This is a genomic window from Marinobacter sp. LV10R510-11A, from assembly GCF_900215155.1.
In the GTDB taxonomy this organism is placed as follows: domain Bacteria; phylum Pseudomonadota; class Gammaproteobacteria; order Pseudomonadales; family Oleiphilaceae; genus Marinobacter.
Map to the genome: position 1 here is coordinate 101,727 of NZ_LT907980.1, position 19,160 is coordinate 120,886.

Here is a 19,160-nt window from a genome sequence, read left to right on the forward strand (position 1 = left end):
GACCAGGTTTTGGCTACCACTGTATCTTTTATGTTATAATTTATTGGTTAATAGATATAGGTGTGTCCAATGTTAAGCCTGTTGTCGGGAAGAGATGTCCAGGAGGCTCTGGCGGGTTACGTGCAACAGCGCCGAAAGGCGTTGAAATGGTCTCGGGCGGCGTTGGCTGAGCGCAGTACGGTGCCGGCTTCGACGATCAAGAAATTTGAAACCACCGGGCAGATTTCATTGCGCCAGTTTTTGTTGCTGTGGCAATCCGTTGATGAGCTTCAACGGATTCAAGGTCTGACGCTTGACGCGGAACAAAAACCGGCCCCGCGGACGCTCGATGAGGTGCTCTCCCAGTGAGTGTTTCGTCGGTTCGTCAGTTAACCGTGTGGCGCACATTCGCCAATGGCCAGCAGGTACGGGTTGGTGGGTTGGCTCAGAACCGCGAAGGGGTTTTTTTTCAGTACGCCCCGGACTACCTCGTTGAACACTGCTCGCTTTCGCCGTTCGCGCTCAAGTGGGATTCGAGCGTGCAGCGAGCACCGCGAGCCCCCCATGGCGGATTGCACGGAGTGTTTGCCGATGCCTTGCCCGATGGCTGGGGGCTGTTGTTGATGGATCGGGTGTTTCGACAACAGGGTGTGTTGCCGGCGCAGGTGACACCGATGGATCGGCTGGCATTTGTGGGAGCCACCGGCAGTGGGGCACTGAGTTATACGCCGGTTGCGGACTTTGTGCCTGAGGCCGATGACAAACCGATTGATACGGCGCAGCTTGGGCTTCATGCTCAGGCGCTGTTTGATGGGCAAACGAGCGAAGTTCTGGCAGAGCTGGTGGCAGCGGGCAGCTCGGCTGGTGCACGGCCAAAGGCGCAGCTTTATTTTGCGCCCGGGGACTACAAGGCTTGTCGCACCCGGGCAAAGGGAGGCGATGAAGCCTGGCTGGTAAAATTCACCTCGGCCAACTTATCGTTAGGGCACGAAGAAGGATTGTGTGAGGCGGCTTATCTGTCGCTGGCAGAAGGCGCAGGCTTGAAGCCTCCCAGTTGGCAGTTGCTGCCGGCTCCGGAAAAATCGGGCGCCAAGGCGTGGTTAGCCGTTGAACGTTTTGACCGGGTCTGGCGCACAGACGATGTGCCCGGTTGCGTGCACTTACACAGCGCCTGTGGATTGCTGGATGCGGATTTTCGCGCACCAAGTCTGGATTATGAGGATTTGATCAAGGCCAGCGGCCAATTATGCCGTGGCGCTCAGGCCGCGAAGCTACAGTTCAGGCGTGCGGTGTTCAATTTGCTTGCTGTGAATCAGGATGATCACAGCAAAAACTGGGCTTTTCTGCAAAGCGATGACGGCGAATGGCTGCCAGCACCGTTTTATGATGTCACCTTCAGCCCTGGCCGTTTTGGGGAGCATGCGACAGGCTACGCTGGGTTTGGCAAACAACCGCCATTGAAGGTGCTGAAGCGGCTTGCTGCGGGGGCTGGGTATGCCTCTTGGCCGCAAGCACGCCAGGACGTTCAGCGCGTGGCGGATACTCTGGTCGAATTTTCCGCGGTCGCAAAGAAACTTGGCGTGAGTTCAGAGACGATTCGTTTAATCCAACAGCAGCTGGATCAAACGTACCATCAGAACCGAGACCTGCTGGTTGGGTGAGTCGTTTGCAAGAGAAGAATACTGGGGGCGATTCAAACAGCAGGAAATTAGAAAGTTACGCGGCAAGATCAAGTGGGAAGGCGACCTAAGTGAAATGAGCGGTGCCGAATGATTCTGGTGGATACCAGCATCTGGACAGACTACTTCAATGGAGTCGAAAACCCACAAGCTGATCTGCTGGACGCCTCGAAAAGCCAAGGAATCTGATATATTAGAGAGAAGGCTTTTTCAGCGAGGGGGTTCCATGAAAAAGAAACGACCAACAGAACGGGAGCTACTCGAAAACCTGGATGCCTACGGAGCCCACGCGGACGAATTGGCCGCGCCGCTCTCTCACGAGTGTGAGCCCTTGGAAAAACTAAAAGGTTCAGTCAAGAAATTCGAGCGACCCACGGATCCCGCCACTGCCCCAGAAGACTGGGATGCTTGGTTCGACGGAGAGGGCGCTTCAGAGGATTTCATCATTTTGCGCGGGATACCCCGTCCCTTTAGGGCGGGGTGATTGACGAAAGACCGTAAAGAGAAGCGGTGAGTGGCTAGGTGATTGGAGGCAGGTCAGGGTGACCGGATTCGTTCAACGCATTGATTGAAGGCCTCCGGTTAGCAGAAGTCTAGCGGTAGTACTCTCAGGGTCAATCCAGTCCACTTTTGACACAGGAGTGTTAAGGATTTTTTCGATGTGGCGAATAAGTCCTGGTATTGGAATGGCTACTCCTCCGTCGACCAGTATCTTGTTTTCCTTCGCAGTGAGTGGCCCTTTATCGAAAATCTGAGATTCATCACGCGCAGATTTCTCTTCTTCATTCATGAGTTTCTTCATAGCGCTCTCCCGCAAAATCACACCCTAAATACTAACAAAATTATGCGCCTAAAATTGGCGTTGGTTCAATTCGGCTACAGCTGAGAGAGTGAGATACAGACTCCTCGGTAAGCGTCCGGTAATCCCATATTGAGCCCGCCGCCGCAGCCGTCAAGATAGTGTCCACTTATTCTTGGCTCCGGCACGGCTAGAGCCCTGGATTACAGTTTTAAACGCTGGAAAGCGCTGACGCGCTATCTGGACGATGGCGCGGTGCCCATCGATAACAACTGGGTGAAAAACCAGATCCGGCCCTGGGCACTGGGCCGGTCCAATTGGCTATTTGCAGGATCGTTGCGCAGCGGTCAACGTGCTGCTGCCGTCATGACCCTGATCCAGTCAGCGAAGCTGAATGGGCATGATCCTTATGCTTATCTGAAGGATGTGCTGACCCGGCTGCCAACACAGAAGAACAACGCCATCGCCGAGCTATTGCCCCACAACTGGATGCAGGCTATTAATAGCAAAGTGTGAACGCTCTACGGTTACCAAATATTGCAATGGAAGCGAGCAATCAAGGTGAAATGAGGTGGGTAGAGCTTCCAAGGTTTACAGCCGGTACAGAAAAGAAATCCGAGAAATTACCAGTCGTTACCCCGTAACAAATATTCGGGTGTTTGGCTCGGTTTCTCGTGGAGATGACGGCGATACCAGTGATCTAGATCTATTGGTGGACCCACTACCCGATGCCACATTGTTCGATTTGGGTGGCCTTCAGGATGAGCTTCAGTCATTGCTAAAAGTAAAGATTGATCTGGTCACGCCAAGCGATTTGCCGATCAGAGTCAGGGCGACTGTAATAAGCGAAGCAAGACCCGTGTGAAAGATCTATAAGCCAAAATGCATCTCGATCACATCAGATAATACTGAAGTTTGTAAGGTGTGCTGTCCGGGCGCTTACGATAATCGGCCATGGAAAACTGCACTCGACTGGATAGAAAAGAGGAAGCTGCGTTGAAAACGATAATAGAGAAGGACGGCAAAGACCTGGCAGTCACTCTCCCGCAGGAGGTTCTGGATGCTGCTGGGATAAAAATCGGTGACGAAATCGATGTCAGCGTAAAAGACGGCAGGATCGTAATTATCCGGAAAGAACCCCCGGTCCACCCGGCGGTTTAGAGCCGCGCGGCGGCAGCAAATTGGTCGCTGCGCAGCCGAATGTTAGCTCGGTGGTTGAGATCTCTATCAGAAAGCGGACAGCGCGGTATGATTGACGCATGCTGCGTTGTTGACGCCTGCCCCATTTTTTGTGGCGACGATGATACTGGCCACATTTGTAGCCGTTTTCAGCATGCTGCTGGCATTATTCCTGCCACAGCTACTGCTTGGTCATGGTTTTGTTCGAGTCTCAAGTTTGACTGACTCTGACAATGTGTAATGGCCGGACGGTTACTGCGGTGGAGCCGGTGGCGCATGTAAGCGTGAAGCGGCGGTGGGAGGATGAGAGGGGGTTAAGTACCCTAGCCCGGCGTTGCGGGGGTTGTTGGAGAGGGTTGGTGGCTGGGACGGAATACAAGTGATTGGTTAGCGACGGAATTTACATGGTTTTGATGCGCGTACGATTTGGGTATTGTTAAAGGTAACGGAACAGCACCGTGAAATTTTGAACACAGACGTGAAGCGTTCGCCGTTTCTATGCCGGACATTTACCCGGACAAATTGCCGGACATCAAATTGCTTTCGCTCGCCAATGAGCTATTATTTAGTATCCATGCATTTTCTTTTTTGCTTCTATTTTTAGGGGGTTGCAGTGCTTAAAGGTGTATTGGGCTCTAAAAATTGCAAGCGAAGATGCCCAGACAGTTACCCAGACAAGGTGCCGGACAATCGTCTCGACTGAAACACACAGAAGGTCGCCAATGAGTTCCTGGATGAGCGCCGCGCCCTTTGCGCCGAACGACAAATCTTGCACTGATGCGGGTCTATTGGATCTGGCCAGTCGCCTTAATCGACAGGCAGCCCAGGTCACCGGCAAGCTTGCGCCGGAAACCGCTGATACGTTGCGCCGGCACATGGCCGTCATTAATTCTTATTACAGCAACCTGATTGAGGGCAACCGGACACTTCCGCACCAGATACGCGAAGCCCAACGTGGCAACTTCGAGGCAGACCCCGTTGCTCGGGACAAGCAGATCGAATCTCTGGCTCACATCGCGGTACAGGACTGGGTTGCCTCGGAAAAGCGGACTCTGGATGAGGTCATGTCCGTTGGTTTCATCAAGGAGCTCCACCATCGATTCTACAAAGACCTCCCGGAGGATCTCAGGAAGGTTCACCTGGCAGAGACTGGTGAGGTTGCATGGGTAGAGGGCGGTCAGTTCAGGACTCGCGGTGTGAAGGAAGGGCGGCATCTCCCACCTGAAGCCGACAACCTCGAAAATCTGATGAACCAATTCTGCAGTGAGTATAAGAGTCCCAGACACCAAGGCGATAAGCGTCTGATTGCGATAGCCGCTGCGCACCACCGGTTTCTGTGGGTTCATCCCTTCCTGGACGGAAATGGTCGGATTGTCCGGCTCTGGACCGACGCGGCCTTCCAGGCAGCAGGACTGGAAAGTGTGGGTGTCTGGTGTTTGAGCCGTGGGCTGGCTATCTACTCTGACAAGTATAAAAGTAATCTCGCTCAGGCCGATGCAGTTCAGCAGGGACAGACCGATGGCCGCGGCCCACTCAGTGAGCTGGGATTAACTCGTTTCTGTCGCTTTGTGCTCGATACTGCAGTTGACCAGGTGGAATACATCTCCGGCTTGTTGGATTTGCAATCGATGAAGCACAGGATTGAGGGCTACGTGGTGTCTCGAAACGATCTCAAGCCTGCGGCGAAATGGGTTCTGTATCAGGGCTACATTCAAGGCTCTCTCTCCCGAGCGGATGCTCTGGCACTGACTGGAGAGAAAGAGGAGCGTACCGCCCGGCGTCTTCTTAAAAAGTTGCGGGAAGACGGTTTGCTGGTGGCTGTTGATCCAAAAGATAGCCGTTCTCCGCTGCGGTGGGCAGTACCGGAACACGCTGAACCAATGTATTTCCCGAAGCTTTCACCCCAGTAGGCAAAGCATTCCAAGGTGAATGTGGTGGGGCATTACGACGGTTGTGTTTCTTATTAATTTCTTCTGTCTTTAAAGTCACGCGCCAGCTTCCTGTGTTTCAGTGCAGCAGCACGGAGCTCCGGGTTAATCGGCTCTGGATTGTCTAGAAGTGCCAGCCGGGCGTAGGGTATTGAGGCTAACGTGATCATCGCCAATCGCCGGAGCGAGAACCTGGCGGATGTGGAAGGTAAAGTGTATACCCGCGACCTGTTCAACAGTGATTGAGGGTGAGGGGCTGGTAAAAGCCATTTGGACAACCGGGTTGAAAGTCGCCGAACCCTCCAAGACGATAAAAGGTCATTATGTTTAAGGAATTTCTTCGATTATCCCGCTTCAAAAAACGGCTGATATCGCTATCCGCCGATTTCATCGCCCTGTCCTTTGCGCTTTGGGCCTCTTTTGCGTTACGCCTGGACGTGGCCTTGTGGGAACCAAACAGAGCTCAGTTGCTGATTTCATTACTTACTGTTGTATTTACGCTGGGTGTGTTCGTTCGGCTTGGTTTGTATCGTGCTGTTATTCGCTACATGAGTGACCGGGCTTTCATAACCATCATTACCGGCGTTGCGGCCTCGACGTTGCTGTTAGTGTTACTGAGCTACGGCCTGAACGTATTTGTTCCCCGTTCTGTTCCGGTGATCTACGCCGCGTTGGCGTTAATTTTTGTGGGTGGTAGCCGCATGAGTATGCGCATGCTGGTGCAATACTCTTCCGGGCGTGATAAAGAGCGCGTGGCGATTATAGGCGTCGGTAAAACCGGTGTTCAGTTGGCCAAAGCGTTACAGCAGGGTGACGAATACCACCCTGTCATGTTTATCAGTCTGATACCTGCCAACCACAAAACCTTGGTGGTGGGTTTGCCGGCGTTTGCGTTGAGTCATTTAAAAGACGCGGTGCGCAGTCTGCGTGTTGAGCGCTTGCTGCTGGCGGTGGATGCGGATTTGGACGTGAACCGTCGCGAGTTTCTGACTCAGTTGGAAAAGCTGAATCTTCCGGTGCAAACGGTGCCGTCGTTTAGCGAAGTGATTGCCGGTCAGGCGCGCATTAATGACATTCGCGATCTTGAGATTGAGGATCTGCTGGGCCGTGATCCGGTGCGATCAGACAGCGCCCAGGTGGCGTCGTCGCTGTTTGGCCGTGCGGTGATGGTGACCGGCGCCGGTGGTTCGATTGGCTCCGAGTTGTGCCGGCAGATTATCCGCCACCAGCCCAAATGCCTGGTGTTGTTTGAGCAGTCTGAATTTGCCTTGTACGCCATTGAGCGCGAGCTTCAGCAGATCAATCTCGCGGAAGGTCTGAACGTATGTGTTCACCCACTGTTGGGCAGTGTGGTGCACCGCCGCCGTTGTGAAGCGGTAATGCTTTCGTTTGGCGTGCAAACGGTGTACCACGCTGCGGCGTACAAGCATGTGCCGCTGGTAGAGCACAATGTGATTGAAGGTGTGCAGAACAATGTGTTCGGCACATTGCACGCGGCCGAGGCAGCGGTTGCGGCGGGCGTTGAGTTGTTTGTGCTGATTTCGACCGATAAAGCGGTACGGCCCACCAATGTGATGGGCGCCAGTAAGCGTATGGCAGAGTTGGTGCTGCAGGGGTTGGCCCAGCGCCAGAGCGGTACGGTGTTCTCGATGGTGCGTTTTGGCAATGTGCTGGGCTCGTCGGGTTCTGTGGTGCCTTTGTTCCGCGACCAGATAAGCAGTGGTGGGCCGGTTACGGTGACTCATCCGGACATTATTCGCTATTTCATGACCATTCCCGAAGCCAGCCAATTGGTGCTGCAAGCCGGTAGCATGGGTGAGGGCGGTGAGGTGTTTGTGCTGGATATGGGTGAGCCGGTGAAAATTGCGGATTTGGCCCGCAAGATGATGCACTTAATGGGTCGCCGTGAAAGAACCGCCGAGCAGCCAGATGGCGAGATTGAACTGGTGTTCAGTGGTTTACGTCCTGGTGAAAAACTGTTTGAAGAACTGTTGATTGGTGATGATCCCCAAGGCACGGCACACCCGCGCATTATGATGGCCCGTGAGGTGTGTATGACCTGGCCGGAGGTTGCGGACACCATCAAGCAACTGCAATACGCCAGCCAGGCGTTTGATTGTGAGAGCGCGCTGTCTATTCTTAAAGCGGCACCGACGGGTTTTGCGCCTAATGGGGGTGTTGGGGATTTGGTGTGGAATTTGAATCCGCGGCCGTTGGTGGCCGATAAAGCCGGGGCAGTCGGGACAGATTTGAAATCTGTCCCGATGGCGGGGAACGGAAGACTGGGACAGATTTGAAATCTGTCCCAAGGAGGAAACTGAAGTAAAGCGGGGACAGATTTATAAATCTGTCCCCAGGGAGTAAAGCCAGCACCAAAGTGGGGACAGACTTTAAGTCTGTCCCCGGCCGGCTCTTGAAACCGGCAACAAGGAATTGTTCAGCCACCCGGAGTTTGTTCAGCAGTTGATCGAAGGGTTTGCCCCGTTCGATGCGCCAGACACCGTTGAGTGGGGTCTTTGGCGTCGAGAATGCCGGCCACAGCTGGGAGGGTTTGCAGCAAGCAGTAGATCGTGCGGTGGGGATCATACAGTCGGACCCAAACAAGGATCGTACCGACAGAATCATTACCCGCTGGCTAAAACGCCATTTGCAGCGACTCGGGGCTGAAGTACACCTGGATCAGCTCAACAGTTTGGTGGAGGACAGAGATATGTTGGCAGAGAACTTGGAAAACCTGGTTAAGAAAGAACGGCTTGAGGGGCGTCAGGAGAGCGATTGGCGCGCATTAGAAGAAAAGCGTAAAACCGTTCGTCATCTTCTTTCATTTGGCGTGCTCAGTAACGATCAGATTGCAGTAGCGACGGGGTTATCGGTTGACGAGATCGTCAAGCTGCGAATTGAAGACAAGCATTAATAGAAGAAAAGCAGGGGCAGATTTAAAATCTGTCCCTGGGAGTAAAGCGGACAGCCGGGACAGATTTGAAATCTGTCCCGAAAGCACCAAAGCGGGGACAGACTTTGAGTCTGTCCCTGGCCGGCTTCTGAAACCGGCAACAAGGAGGTTGTTATGATTAATATTTCCCACCACGGCGCCGTTTCTGGCTCCTGCCACGAGTTGAGCATTATCCCTTCTAACCGATATCGTATCCCTCCTCCGGTATTCTGACTGACTGCGGCTTGTTTCAGGGCGCAGACCCACTAACCACAAAACCTTGATTGGGGGGTTGTCGGCGTTTGCTTTGTGCCATTTGGAAGAGGCGGTGCGTAGCCATGGGGTTAGACGCTTGCCGTTAGTGGTGGATGCGGATACGGACGTGAACCGCCGCCGGTGGTTCAATTGGTTCTGAGCTGTGCCGGCAGATTATTCGCCATCAGCCCAAATGCCTGGTGTTGTTTGAGCAGTCCGAGTTTGCTTTGTACGCCATTGAGCGCGAGCTTCAGCAGATTAATCTGGTGGAAGGCTTGAATGTGTGCGTTCACCCATTGTTGGGCAGTGTGGTGCACCGCCGCCGCTGTGAAGCGGTAATGCTGCGTAATTCGGCGTTATGTCACCGCCTAGCCAACACGCCAATGCCGAGCTTTCATCTGGTTTGTCGTGGCCCAAAAGCGCTTGAAAGGCGGTGATGTGGTAAACTGGTGTTGTACAGAGGAGTACACACGAACGATAGAGACGCTGCGCGGTCAGCAGACCACGACAGTCCGTGGAAGATGGCGCTGGAGGGGTACTTTCAAGAGTTTCTGGATTTATTGTTTCCGGCGATTCATGAACACGTAGATTGGTCGAAGGGTTACAGCTTTCTTGACAAAGAGCTGCAGCAGATCACGGCAGATGCCAGCAGCGGTCGGCGTTACGCCGACAAGTTGGTTAAGGTTTACGCCCGTGACGGCAGTGAAACATGGGTGCTGATTCACGTTGAAGTGCAGGGTGAACCAGAAGAAGCCTTCGCCGAGCGCATGTACATCTATCAGTACCGACTACGGGATCGTTACGGTATCGATGTCGTGAGCTTGGCAGTGTTGGCCGACACACGTAAGGGCTTCCGGCCTACCACTTTTCACTATGAACGTTGGGGCTGTGAGCTGACGTTTACCTTCCCCACGACTAAACTGATGGACTGGGAAGCGTGCTGGGCGGAACTGGAGGCCAGCGACAACGTGTTTGCATTGGTGGTCATGGCCCAGATCCAGGCCAAACGGGTGAAGAACGACGCCACGCGCAAAGACACCAAGGTGGCCCTGATACGACTGCTGTATGAACGGGGCTATAGTCGAGAACAGATTTTACGACTGTTTAACATTATTGATTGGATGATCCAGTTACCAAAAAATCTGGACCCCGAATTTGCACAGGCGGTTTACGCCATACAGGAGGAAAAACACATGCCTTATGTCAACACGATTGAGCGTTTGGGTATTGAACAGCGTTAGCGCTGCATTCCCTTTCCATACGAAGTTTGGTGAGGGTTAAGCGCCTTTTTGGTTTTCGATGTATTGCTTTATAATCGAAAGCGGTGCGCCACCGCAGGTGATTACGCAGTAGCTTTTCGACCAGAAAAATGGTTTCCAGTAATAGCTATTAACGTGGTCGGCAAACTCTTTCCTGATTCTTCGAGAGGTTCCCGTTTTCAGGGCGTTCACAAAATCAGCTACGGCGTATTTGGGGGGTAGTTCCATCAAAATATGGATGTGGTCAGGCTCGCCGTTTACCTCAAAAAGCTCCCCCTCCCAAGCGCTCACACGCTCAGAAATCAGTTCAGACAGGCGAGCTAATATGCCCTCGTTAATGACCGGGTTTCGATACTTTGTCACAAGAACCAAGTGATACTTTGTGTTGTATACGCAATGGTGCTGAGCTTTCAGGGTTGTTTTAGACATAGGAACCAATTATATTAGGATTCATGGATAAGCGCAAAACCAATTACAAGCTCTACCCCAGCCAATCGCAATCTGAGCGGTTGCTTGAGAGCTTGCGCTTACACCAACAACTTTATAATGCCGCACTACAAGAGCGTATCGACTGTTACCGAAAAACCGGAAAGTCGATCTCCTATAACGACCAACAAGCCAGTTTGACTCAGATCCGCGCCGACCATCCCGAATACAAAGCCATTCCGGTTTACATTACCCGAATGACGCTTCGCCGCCTGGACAAAGCGTTCAAAGCATTTTTTGAGCGCGTAAAGAAAGGCCAGGCTCCGGGGTTCCCCCGCTTTCGCTCACTCAGCCGGTTTTCCAGTTTTGAGATGTGCGGTGGCAGCGGCTGGGCGTTTATTCCCGAGGCGAACGGTAAGCACGGCAGGCTTTCGATCAACGGCATTGGCCGCATCAAGGCTCGGGGGAAGGCTCGAACTCTGGGAAAGGTCAAAACTAGCCAGGTTATCCATAAGCACGGGCAGTGGTTCTTATCAGTCACCGTCGAATGTGAGCCTGTGCGGGCCTGCAAAGGCCAGAAAGCTTGCGGGTTTGATTGGGGCGTGGAGTATTTAGGCACGGTTACGTACGAAAACGGCGAGCATTACGCGATCGAGAACCCACGTTACTACCGGGACTCCAAAGAGAGCTTGCTGCCGATGCAGCAGGCTGTATCACGCAAAAAGCGAGGTTCCAACCGGTGGAAGCGGGCCTGTAAAGTTCTGACTCAAGCCAGAGCTAAGGTTGCCCGGCAGCGCCACCACGATCACCATCAACTGAGCCACGATCTAGCGAAGGAATACACGCTCTTTGCCACGGAAAAACTGACCATTCGGAACATGACCCGAACGGCAAAAGGCACACTCGAAAAGCCAGGGAAAATGGTCAAGCAGAAGTCCGGGTTAAACCGGGAGATACTAGACACCGCGCCGGCAAAGTTGCTGGCCATGATTCACTACAAAGTCGAAGAAACTGGTGGTGAGTTTGTCGAAATACCCACTCGAAAAGCAAAGCCGAGTCAGCGTTGCCCTGCCTGCTGGGAGGTCGTAAAAAAGACGCTCAGCGAACGAACGCATCAGTGCGATTGCGGCTGTACCATGCCGCGTGACGCGGCGAGCGGCCTTGTGGCTATCAAGTGGGCTTTAGGTTTGGGCGGAAACTCGCCCAATGCAGGTCACTCTGCAAAACCGCTTCTAAGTGTGGCTTAGTGGCGGTAGTTTATGACCTGATCCAAGAGCTGGAAGAAGACGAAGGCCTGACATTTGCAGACCTTCCAAGCTTGCTTGGAAACGCTGAAAGAGAAGATACGGTTACCGTGGCTCTGCTTGCTCAGTATATGAAAGTTAATTTGGATTACTTATCGCTGAGAGAGGGAAGTGAGGATTTAGGGCCAGTTTTGGAGTGAGCTTAATTATTGCTCTCACATTGTTGGCTTGGACACCATCGATGCCATAGCGTGTCAGAAAAAGATCGCGGCGATAATGGCGCGGGTTATCGCCTTTCAGTCAAAACAATCAGCTAAGAAGCGCCGGACTTAACGCCGCTGATCAAAGCCAGTGAAACCGTGGGCCAGGTATTGAAAGTTGGTGACATCTTGATTTACGAATCCACGGTTTACCCCGGTGCCACAGAAGAAGTGTGTGTGCCGGTTTCAGAGCGGGTCTCGGGTTTGGTGTTCAACCAAGACTTCTTTGCCGGTTACAGCCCGGAGCGCATCAACCCGGGTGACAAAGAACACCGGGTCACCCCCATCCAGAAAGTGACCGCAGGTTCTACGCCCGAGATTGCTGACATCGTAGACCAGCTGTACGCCGATGTGATCACCGCTGATACTTTCAAAGCCAGCTCCATTCGCGTGGCGGAAGCCGCCAAGGTGATAGAGAACACCCAGCGGGATGTGAGCATCGCGCTGACGAACGAACTGGCGATGATCTTCCGTCGCATGATCATCGGCACCCCCGAATTACTGGCCGCCGTCGGCACCAAGTGGAACTTCCTGCCGTTCAAACCCGGCCTGGTGGGTGGGCACTGTATTGGGATCGATCCCTGCTACCTGACCCGCAAAGTCTAAAATAGGGGACGGATTGGCTATTTTAGATTTACGGTGAGAGCAGAGGTGGATGAGATTTTGTTGGGGGGCTTGAGGGGCCCTGTGTGCCAACCTAAGCACGAACCAATTGATTTTTAGTTAACATAGAAATCAGGGTGCTTGTAGGAGAGCGTTATGCCAAGGTCAACAACCCACGTTTTGCCCAATGCCAAGCTTGAAAAACGGAGCGTCGCTCTGAAATTCCGCGCAGTTCGTTAAAATATTTTCTCCTTGCATACGAACCCGCTTACCCTCAAGTTAAGACCTATTAAAAGGTCTTAGGGAAGGGTCATGACTAGTGTCCCGACTGGTTAATTAGCTATCCTAACCCTGCTATAATTTCGCGATACTCACGAATTATGGGGATGTTATTGTGGCGCGGCAACCTGCACCTTTTAATCTTACAGTCAACGATCAACGATCAACGATCAACGATCAACGATCAACGATCAACGATCAACTGGAACTGGAGAGCTGGTTGCGAATGGGTACCATGAGCCAGAATCTGGTGCAACGAGCGCGAATTTTGTTGTCATTGAACGCTGGGCAGTCCCCGAAGGAGGTCACAGAATCGCTCGGTGTCAGTAGCCCCACGGTGTTCAAGTGGCGTAATCGCTATTCCAGGCAAGGGTTAACAGGGTTGAACGATGCCCCAAGGCCAAGACAGCCCCGGAAGCTTGATCAAAAAAAAGTCAAAGCCATTCTGAATGACACTGTCCATAAGGTTCCGCGCGGGCTCACCCATTGGAGCCTTCGATTGATGGCAGAACATGCCGGCGTCACCCGCTGGCAAGTACAGCAGATTTGGCGGGCTGCGAAGCTGAAGCCTCACCGTCTGAAAACCTTCAAAATCAGCAACGATCCAGACTTTGCGAGAAGGTTTTTGATGTGGTTGGTCTGTATCTGAACCCGCCCGATAACGCCTTGGTTCTGTCGGTTGACAAGAAAACGCAGATCCAGGCTCTGGATCGTACTCAGCCAAAATTACAACTGAGGCCAGGACAGATTGAGCGCCACAATCACGATTACAAACGGCACGGCACCACCAGTTTGTATGCGGCCTTTAACATCCTGAACGGCGAGGTGATCGGACGGCTCACCCAACGTCATCGAGCCAGGGAGTTTCTCGACTTTCTACGGCAAATCGACATGTTTCAAAACTCGTCAAAGGATATGGTGAGCAATTACAAGGCCTAAACGGCATTACGCTTTTGGGGTATGGTCTTATCGATGGCAATGGACGAATGCTTCCGGGCAAGTGGGTAGCGCGAGTATTTTTTGCCGAAGAGCCGAGGTTAGTTTTCCCGATCACAAAGTTGTGCGTGGGAGCGCGTGACCTCGTTGAGTCGAATGAAAGAACATTTTCGCCGTTGAATATCGCAGAGTTTTTAGATGATCCCAAAAAGTTCTTGCGGTTGGAGGCTTAGAGCAACAAAGCAAATACGGTAAACGCCAAGCAGCTCACATGCTAGGCCAACTGGTGGCGAGTGGCTTGGTAAGGAAATGAAGCGCCGTGTAATCGGTTTTGATATCAACACCACCCGCGTACGACAGCTGCGCGACGGTGTGGATGTGACCCAGGAAGTCTCCAGCGAAGAGCTGGCGGAGGTGTCGCAGTTATCCTTCACCACGGAATTGGAAGACTTTCGTGGGCACGGTGTTCATCATCACCGTGCCCACGCCCATCGACCAGTTCAACTTTCAAGGCCAGCTCTATTCGCGTGGCCGAAGCCGCCAAGGTGATTGAAAATGCCCAGCGGGATGTGAACATCGCGCTGATGAACGAACTGGCAATGATTTTCAGGCGCATGAACATCGACACCCACGAAGTACTGGCCGCAGCCGGCACCAAGTGGAACTTTATGCCGTTCAAACCGGGCCTGGTGGGCGGGCATTGCATTGGGGTAGACCCGTACTATTTGACGCACAAAGCGCAAGCCATTGGCTATCACCCGGAAATCATCCTGGCCGGTCGCCGGGTGAACGATGGCATGGGGCCGTACGTCGCCGCCGAGCTGGTTAAAAAGATGATCAAAGCGGGCCACACCGTTGCCCACGCCCGGGTGTTGGTGTCGGGCCTTACCTTCAAGGAGAACTGCCCGGACTTGCGCAACACCCGCGTTATTGACGTTGTGCGGGAGCTGAAAGAGTTTGGCTGTTCGGTGGATGTGTCAGACCCTTGGGCGAGCAGTGAAGAGGCCGAACGCGAGTACGGTATTGCGCTGACCGAGACCGCGAACAGCGGGCACTACGATGCGCTGATACTGGCGGTGCCTCATCACGAGTATATGGGTAGGACGGCCGGCGATTTCCGCGCTTATTTGAAACAGGGCGGCGTTTTGTTTGACCTTAAAGGCGTGTTGCCGTTGGGCGCGGCGGATTTGAGGTTGTAAGGGGAGTAGTGGGGAAGGGGACGGATTTTAAATCCGTCCCCGGTTTAGCCATGATGAACAGGGACAGATTTGAAATCTGTCCCTGTTCTAGCTATCCCTAGTTTGCCCCACAACACCCAAGCCATCGCCCTTTCCTATGGTGACCTTACGGCAGCATAGCGCAACTTCGCGCTATGCTTGTGCTAGACCTGTCTGGATGGCGCGCTCAGGCGGCTTTGATGTCTTGACTGCTATGGCTTTGATAGGTCCACGGCAACCAGCTCTGCGGGCTTTGCCTGGCTTCGCTGGCATGGCGCTGGACGCTCCGCAGGTAAATCAGCGGATTGATTCCGGCAAAGGCGCAGGTCGCAATCACTGAGGTGATCACATCGGCGATGGCCGCACCGGCGGCGCTCTTGAAGAACATGGCGTTCTTGCGATTACGGATCGGCAGCTTGAGACCACGCTCCATGCGATTATTGTCGAGCGGTGCCCCCTCATGGCGGCAGAATGCGCTGAGTCCGTCGAAGTGCTTGTTGAAGTAGTTGACCGCCTGGCCAAAGCTGCTGTTCCACATTTGTATCAACGGCAACCCTCAGCGTATGACGCTTTCTAGGGATTGTTCATCGCACACATGGTCATTAACGGGGATGCCTTTGAGCAGGCCTTTGGCGGCTCCTTTGTGCATTCGGACTATCGAAATGACACCCTTCCGACTGACGAAGCTCTCGTATTCGTCGCCAGGTTGAATACCTGCGATTGAGCATTGCTCAACCGGAAGCGTGACTTGTCTTTTTTGGCTGACAACGGGCATATGGCTCCCCCTTACGAATGACTACGAGGCAAAATTCAGAATTTAGGGCTGGGAGGGACAGCGCATCGTGCGTTAGCACGACTCGTTTTTCCTGTCTCCCTCCTTTCGTTGGTTGGGTTGGATGTGATAACCGTAGCCATCCGCTCGCTGAAATAACTGGGGTTGTCTTGAATTGTCGCGAGAACCTTGGCTGCAAGGCCTGTGGGATTACGGCGTTTGGTTTTCCAGCTTTTTATGGTAACGACACTGGTTCCCATGGCCTTTGCAAATTCGGCCTGTGAAACATGCAATGCAGCTCGTATCGCTTTCACATCGGCCACTTCGTGGCGAGTTGTTCGGGAGGCCTGAGCTTTGCCGTGCTTAATACTGATGGCTTCTTCCAGGGATGTCTGGAGTTCGTTAAAAATGCTCATTTGGAAAACTCCCCTTTTAATTGATGAGTCAGCGCTTTCAATGTGATTTTCTCGGCCGGCGTCAAGCTGTCTTTAGTGCTTTTAGGATACGCTAGTATTAGATAAATGATCTCCGCGGAGGCCAGGAAATAAATGACCCTAGGGGAAAATTTTGTTACCAATTTTATCCGATGTCTTGTCTGTTCGAACTTTTCCACACAAGGCTCACTTTTTTTACAGAATCGGAGGGATGTCGAGCTTTTTCTACACCGTTGGGGCAGAGGTGGTCAGACTCAAGCCAATATAAAATAGAAGTGAAAGTTTTGTTTCAACTAGTGGCATTATACCCAGTATTCTGAAAAATTCCTTTCATTGTATGGATTTTTCCATTGTTTTATACTATTTGTGAAACGTTTCTTACAAAATTAAGATGAATTGAGTATTTTCTGAAAAATATTTTTCAGTTGGAGCAGCTATGGATCCTTACGCGCTATCAGACGATGCCTGGTGTAAAGAAATAGGAAGCCGGCTCGATCTGCTCCGCCAGTCACGGGGGATGAGTCGTGAGGACCTCGGCTCGGAGACGGGCGTCAGCCAACCCACCTTGCGCAAGCTTCTTGACGAAGGCGCCGGCAAGCTCCCTTATCTGGTCGCGGCTCTTCGTGCCATGGAGGCGATGGATACGCTGGAACTCTTTATTGCTCCGGAGCCGATAAACCCGGCGGTTTTATTGCGCGGAATCCGCAAAGGTCTCAGTGTTTCCGCAAGAGGTCATTCGCCGTCAGTTTATGCAAAGCAGCGGAGATTCGAGGAAGAAGAATCCTCTGAACCGACAAAACCCCCAAAAGATGGCAGTAAGGACAAGCTCGAATGGTAGTGCGTAAGCGTCACCGCTCAGGCCTTGACCCAGAAGACATCGCAGAGGTCATGCTCTGGGGGAAGGCTGTTGGTGCACTCATGTACGACCGCCAACAAGGCGTTTATCGCTTTGGTTACGATCCTGACTGGCACAGCCATGGCTTGGACATTGCGCCTCTTACAATGCCTCTTCATGGCCTTCGTAGCGTCTTCGAATTCACCTCCCTGAACCCGGAGACTTACAAAGGGCTGCCCGGCTGCTTTGCCGATACCCTGCCTGACGATTTCGGCAACGCCGTCATTAACGCCTGGATCGCTCGCCAGGGTCGTGATCCTAAGAACTTCTCAGCCGTTGAGCGGCTTTTGTACACTGGCACCCGGGGCATGGGAGCGCTGGAGTTCCTGCCTGCCATGTTCGGTGCCAATACCGGCTCAAGCGAGTCTCTTGAGATTGATGCCTTAGTCAGAACGGCTCAAACGGTTCTTGATGAACGAGCTCGGGCCGGCGGCGAAATCGCTCCGGAAAACAACAGCGGGATTGATTCCATCTTTCAGGTAGGCTCCTCCGCCGGGGGCGCCCGCCCCAAGGCCGTCGTTGCTCTCAATAAAAACCGAACCGATATCCGTTCAGGCCAGATGGATGCCCCCGCGGGCTATGAACACTACCTTCTTAAATTTGATGGAGTGACCGAACACCGCTCAGGCAGTGAGATCTTTGGCGATCCCATGGGCTTCGGCCTCATGGAGTACACCTACTACCAGATGGCGACCTTGGCCGGCATCCGCATGGAGCCTTCTGAGATTCTCCTGGACGGGCCCCGAGCGCACTTTTTGACCCGCCGATTTGACCGCAAGGGCAATAACAAGATCCACATGCAAACGCTCTGTGCTATGGCTCATGCGGACTACAAGAAGCCTGGTCAGTTCAGTTACGAGGAGTTGTTTCAGGTGGCTCGCCGCTTGCGGCTCTCTCGGGTCGAGGCGTTAGAGCTGTATCGCCGGATGGTGTTCAACGTTGTTGCCCGTAACCAGGACGACCACACCAAGAACTTCTCGTTCCTCATGAGCGAAGAGGGAGACTGGTCTTTGGCACCGGCTTATGACATCGCTTACAGCTATCGACCGGGGTCTTTCTGGGTCGAACAGCACAACATCTCTCTCAACGGCCGGCGTTCGGAGTTTACACAGGCGGACTTGCTGGCGGTGGCTTCTCAGATTGGCAACTTCCCCGAGAGCGATGCACTGGAGATTATCCGAGAATGCATCCATGCCGTTTCTCAATGGCGCCCCTTGGCCTCCAAGAACAACGTTCCCAAGTCACTGATCGATGAGATTGAGGGAAATCTTCGACTCGATCTTTGAAGGCTTTGCGCCGACTGAGATTGCGCAGCTGCTGAATTTTAGTACCCTCAAGAACCACAGTGGCAACGACATTACGCCGTTATTTGAGGAAAAATTCGAAGATATTGTCTGGTCGGTGGAGGTGACTTGGGAAGGCGTTACCCCGCCAAGGCCTGCCATCGGTTTTTCCGATGGTTTTATACAACGGTTCCCAACGCTGGTCCGCTCGTCAGGACATTTACGACATGGTGCAAAGTAGGGGACGGATTTGAAATCCGTCCCCGGTTTAGATCTGCAGCAGCCAGCCGCATCTTCGCTATTATCTGATTGACGAAGGGCGCTGTACTGATGAAGAATTGATCAACAAGAAAACACTGCTGAGTGGCGTATTTGGTGTTGAAAACGCCGGCCACAGCTGGGAAGCCCTGCAGCAGGCGGTGGATCGGGTTGTTAAGATTATCGAAGCCGACCCGAACAAAGAGCGAGTGGATAAAATCATCACCCGCTGGATCAAGCGCCACTTGAGCCGCTTGGGCGCAGAAGTGGGGTTAGAGCGGCTGAACAGTTTGGTGGAGGACAGAGATATGTTGGCAGAGAACTTGGAGAATCTTGTTAATAAAGAATGGTTAGAGGGGATGCCGTTGGGATATCAGAAAGGGTATCAGAAAGGCTTTCAGGAGGGCGTCCAAGCAGTCAAGCAGGAAGTGGCTCATAAGTTGATTGTCCGGACAGAAATGAATGATCAATTGATCGCAGAGATTGTCGGTCTTGCAGTGGATGAAGTGAGTGATATGCGCTCGCAGGTTAAGCACTGATTCA

The 19,160-nt window shown here is 52.9% G+C and carries 21 protein-coding genes and 4 pseudogenes; 19 read left to right on the top strand and 6 right to left on the bottom strand.

Annotation, left to right across the window (positions count from 1 at the left end; all coding sequences use genetic code 11):
* Positions 1-69 precede the first annotated feature (69 nt).
* The 3 genes from CPH80_RS00565 (at position 70) to CPH80_RS00575 (ending at position 2,142) form a co-directional block, all read left to right on the top strand.
* Entirely contained in the window at positions 70-348 is a 279-nt protein-coding gene (locus CPH80_RS00565; RefSeq protein ID WP_096275141.1) for a helix-turn-helix domain-containing protein, read from the top strand.
* Positions 345-1,640 (top strand): type II toxin-antitoxin system HipA family toxin, encoded by a 1,296-nt coding sequence (locus tag CPH80_RS00570; RefSeq protein ID WP_096275142.1) that lies wholly within the window; start codon positions 345-347, stop codon positions 1,638-1,640. Before CPH80_RS00565 ends, CPH80_RS00570 begins: the two co-directional genes overlap by 4 nt.
* Before the next feature lie 244 nt (positions 1,641-1,884).
* Complete coding sequence (locus tag CPH80_RS00575; protein WP_096275143.1) at positions 1,885-2,142, top strand: hypothetical protein; 258 nt, start codon at positions 1,885-1,887, stop codon at positions 2,140-2,142.
* 72 nt (positions 2,143-2,214) lie between these two features.
* Here the strand turns inward: CPH80_RS00575 and CPH80_RS00580 are convergent, their stop codons facing one another.
* The gene (locus CPH80_RS00580) at positions 2,215-2,460 is read right to left on the bottom strand and encodes a hypothetical protein (RefSeq protein ID WP_096275144.1); all 246 of its coding nucleotides are present in this window, start codon (positions 2,458-2,460) and stop codon (positions 2,215-2,217) included.
* Positions 2,461-2,634: 174 nt separating this feature from the next.
* On the opposite strand from CPH80_RS00580, the pseudogene CPH80_RS00585 reads away from it, so the two are divergent.
* From CPH80_RS00585 to CPH80_RS00600, 4 genes and pseudogenes are all read left to right on the top strand, one after another.
* Positions 2,635-2,973, top strand: a pseudogene (locus CPH80_RS00585) (transposase domain-containing protein); the annotation flags it as partial.
* Between the two features lie 55 nt (positions 2,974-3,028).
* A complete protein-coding gene (locus tag CPH80_RS00590) occupies positions 3,029-3,322 on the top strand; it encodes a nucleotidyltransferase family protein (protein ID WP_413772252.1) in 294 nt (97 codons plus the stop codon).
* Between the two features lie 89 nt (positions 3,323-3,411).
* Positions 3,412-3,618: an AbrB/MazE/SpoVT family DNA-binding domain-containing protein gene (locus CPH80_RS00595; RefSeq protein ID WP_096275145.1), complete on the top strand. Its 207-nt coding sequence runs from the start codon at positions 3,412-3,414 to the stop codon at positions 3,616-3,618.
* Positions 3,619-4,370: 752 nt separating this feature from the next.
* Positions 4,371-5,546 (top strand): Fic family protein, encoded by a 1,176-nt coding sequence (locus tag CPH80_RS00600; protein ID WP_096275146.1) that lies wholly within the window; start codon positions 4,371-4,373, stop codon positions 5,544-5,546.
* Between the two features lie 53 nt (positions 5,547-5,599).
* Here the strand turns inward: CPH80_RS00600 and CPH80_RS22860 are convergent, their stop codons facing one another.
* Positions 5,600-5,734, bottom strand: a complete 135-nt coding sequence (locus CPH80_RS22860) for a hypothetical protein (RefSeq protein ID WP_264754806.1) — start codon at positions 5,732-5,734, stop codon at positions 5,600-5,602.
* A gap of 153 nt (positions 5,735-5,887) precedes the next feature.
* Between CPH80_RS22860 and CPH80_RS00605 the strand changes: the two genes are divergently transcribed.
* The 4 genes from CPH80_RS00605 (at position 5,888) to CPH80_RS00620 (ending at position 9,992) form a co-directional block, all read left to right on the top strand.
* Positions 5,888-7,861, top strand: coding sequence for a polysaccharide biosynthesis protein (locus tag CPH80_RS00605; protein ID WP_096275147.1), 1,974 nt, complete (start codon positions 5,888-5,890; stop codon positions 7,859-7,861).
* Positions 7,862-8,052: 191 nt separating this feature from the next.
* A complete protein-coding gene (locus CPH80_RS00610; protein ID WP_096275148.1) occupies positions 8,053-8,478 on the top strand; it encodes a hypothetical protein in 426 nt (141 codons plus the stop codon).
* Between the two features lie 449 nt (positions 8,479-8,927).
* Entirely contained in the window at positions 8,928-9,188 is a 261-nt protein-coding gene (locus CPH80_RS23225; RefSeq protein ID WP_413772277.1) for a polysaccharide biosynthesis protein, read from the top strand.
* 15 nt (positions 9,189-9,203) lie between these two features.
* The gene (locus tag CPH80_RS00620) at positions 9,204-9,992 is read left to right on the top strand and encodes a hypothetical protein (protein ID WP_197703585.1); all 789 of its coding nucleotides are present in this window, start codon (positions 9,204-9,206) and stop codon (positions 9,990-9,992) included.
* Positions 9,993-10,028: 36 nt separating this feature from the next.
* Here the strand turns inward: CPH80_RS00620 and tnpA are convergent, their stop codons facing one another.
* Positions 10,029-10,439: an IS200/IS605 family transposase gene (gene tnpA / locus CPH80_RS00625; protein ID WP_096275150.1), complete on the bottom strand. Its 411-nt coding sequence runs from the start codon at positions 10,437-10,439 to the stop codon at positions 10,029-10,031.
* 23 nt (positions 10,440-10,462) lie between these two features.
* Between tnpA and CPH80_RS00630 the strand changes: the two genes are divergently transcribed.
* The 5 genes and pseudogenes from CPH80_RS00630 to CPH80_RS00655 form a co-directional block, all read left to right on the top strand.
* A complete protein-coding gene (locus CPH80_RS00630) occupies positions 10,463-11,683 on the top strand; it encodes an RNA-guided endonuclease InsQ/TnpB family protein (protein ID WP_096275151.1) in 1,221 nt (406 codons plus the stop codon).
* Positions 11,683-11,880 carry a hypothetical protein gene (locus CPH80_RS00635; protein WP_096275152.1) on the top strand — a complete coding sequence of 66 codons (198 nt, stop codon included), beginning with the start codon at positions 11,683-11,685 and terminating at the stop codon, positions 11,878-11,880. The genes CPH80_RS00630 and CPH80_RS00635 overlap by 1 nt, the downstream gene beginning before the upstream one ends.
* A 117-nt stretch (positions 11,881-11,997) precedes the next feature.
* Positions 11,998-12,540 (top strand): annotated as a pseudogene (locus tag CPH80_RS00640) (nucleotide sugar dehydrogenase); the annotation flags it as partial.
* Between the two features lie 451 nt (positions 12,541-12,991).
* A pseudogene (locus CPH80_RS00645) lies at positions 12,992-13,740 on the top strand (IS630 family transposase); the annotation flags it as partial.
* 330 nt (positions 13,741-14,070) lie between these two features.
* Positions 14,071-14,957: pseudogene (locus tag CPH80_RS00655) on the top strand (nucleotide sugar dehydrogenase); the annotation flags it as partial.
* Positions 14,958-15,162: 205 nt separating this feature from the next.
* Here CPH80_RS00655 and CPH80_RS00660 read toward each other — a convergent pair.
* Genes CPH80_RS00660 through nadS form a run of 3 tightly spaced genes read right to left on the bottom strand, consistent with a single transcriptional unit; the run spans position 15,163 to position 16,163 of the window.
* Positions 15,163-15,513: an IS66 family transposase gene (locus CPH80_RS00660; RefSeq protein ID WP_096275154.1), complete on the bottom strand. Its 351-nt coding sequence runs from the start codon at positions 15,511-15,513 to the stop codon at positions 15,163-15,165.
* 18 nt (positions 15,514-15,531) lie between these two features.
* Entirely contained in the window at positions 15,532-15,750 is a 219-nt protein-coding gene (locus CPH80_RS00665) for an AbrB family transcriptional regulator (protein WP_096275155.1), read from the bottom strand.
* 35 nt (positions 15,751-15,785) lie between these two features.
* Entirely contained in the window at positions 15,786-16,163 is a 378-nt protein-coding gene (gene nadS / locus CPH80_RS00670) for a NadS family protein (protein ID WP_134036786.1), read from the bottom strand.
* 454 nt (positions 16,164-16,617) lie between these two features.
* Here nadS and CPH80_RS00680 point away from each other — a divergent pair, with 454 nt between their 5' ends.
* From CPH80_RS00680 to CPH80_RS21805, 3 genes are all read left to right on the top strand, one after another.
* The gene (locus CPH80_RS00680; RefSeq protein ID WP_096275157.1) at positions 16,618-17,019 is read left to right on the top strand and encodes a helix-turn-helix domain-containing protein; all 402 of its coding nucleotides are present in this window, start codon (positions 16,618-16,620) and stop codon (positions 17,017-17,019) included.
* On the top strand, positions 17,013-18,362 hold the full coding sequence (locus CPH80_RS00685; RefSeq protein WP_172898572.1) for a type II toxin-antitoxin system HipA family toxin: 1,350 nt from the start codon (positions 17,013-17,015) through the stop codon (positions 18,360-18,362). The genes CPH80_RS00680 and CPH80_RS00685 overlap by 7 nt, the downstream gene beginning before the upstream one ends.
* 335 nt (positions 18,363-18,697) lie before the next feature.
* Positions 18,698-19,156 (top strand): hypothetical protein, encoded by a 459-nt coding sequence (locus tag CPH80_RS21805; protein ID WP_166671485.1) that lies wholly within the window; start codon positions 18,698-18,700, stop codon positions 19,154-19,156.
* Positions 19,157-19,160 lie beyond the last annotated feature (4 nt).

What these genes read in the sequence shown, in the direction of transcription:
- CPH80_RS00565 (WP_096275141.1), top strand. Translation starts at nt 70, where the DNA reads ATGTTAAGCCTGTTGTCGGGAAGAGATGTCCAGGAGGCTCTGGCGGGT.
- CPH80_RS00575 (WP_096275143.1), top strand. Translation starts at nt 1,885, where the DNA reads ATGAAAAAGAAACGACCAACAGAACGGGAGCTACTCGAAAACCTGGAT.
- CPH80_RS00580 (WP_096275144.1), bottom strand. Translation starts at nt 2,460, where the DNA reads ATGAAGAAACTCATGAATGAAGAAGAGAAATCTGCGCGTGATGAATCT.
- CPH80_RS00595 (WP_096275145.1), top strand. Translation starts at nt 3,412, where the DNA reads ATGGAAAACTGCACTCGACTGGATAGAAAAGAGGAAGCTGCGTTGAAA.
- CPH80_RS00600 (WP_096275146.1), top strand. Translation starts at nt 4,371, where the DNA reads ATGAGCGCCGCGCCCTTTGCGCCGAACGACAAATCTTGCACTGATGCG.
- CPH80_RS22860 (WP_264754806.1), bottom strand. Translation starts at nt 5,734, where the DNA reads ATGATCACGTTAGCCTCAATACCCTACGCCCGGCTGGCACTTCTAGAC.
- CPH80_RS00605 (WP_096275147.1), top strand. Translation starts at nt 5,888, where the DNA reads ATGTTTAAGGAATTTCTTCGATTATCCCGCTTCAAAAAACGGCTGATA.
- CPH80_RS00610 (WP_096275148.1), top strand. Translation starts at nt 8,053, where the DNA reads ATGCGCCAGACACCGTTGAGTGGGGTCTTTGGCGTCGAGAATGCCGGC.
- tnpA (WP_096275150.1), bottom strand. Translation starts at nt 10,439, where the DNA reads ATGTCTAAAACAACCCTGAAAGCTCAGCACCATTGCGTATACAACACA.
- CPH80_RS00630 (WP_096275151.1), top strand. Translation starts at nt 10,463, where the DNA reads ATGGATAAGCGCAAAACCAATTACAAGCTCTACCCCAGCCAATCGCAA.
- CPH80_RS00660 (WP_096275154.1), bottom strand. Translation starts at nt 15,513, where the DNA reads ATGTGGAACAGCAGCTTTGGCCAGGCGGTCAACTACTTCAACAAGCAC.
- CPH80_RS00665 (WP_096275155.1), bottom strand. Translation starts at nt 15,750, where the DNA reads ATGCCCGTTGTCAGCCAAAAAAGACAAGTCACGCTTCCGGTTGAGCAA.
- nadS (WP_134036786.1), bottom strand. Translation starts at nt 16,163, where the DNA reads ATGAGCATTTTTAACGAACTCCAGACATCCCTGGAAGAAGCCATCAGT.
- CPH80_RS00680 (WP_096275157.1), top strand. Translation starts at nt 16,618, where the DNA reads ATGGATCCTTACGCGCTATCAGACGATGCCTGGTGTAAAGAAATAGGA.
- CPH80_RS00685 (WP_172898572.1), top strand. Translation starts at nt 17,013, where the DNA reads ATGGTAGTGCGTAAGCGTCACCGCTCAGGCCTTGACCCAGAAGACATC.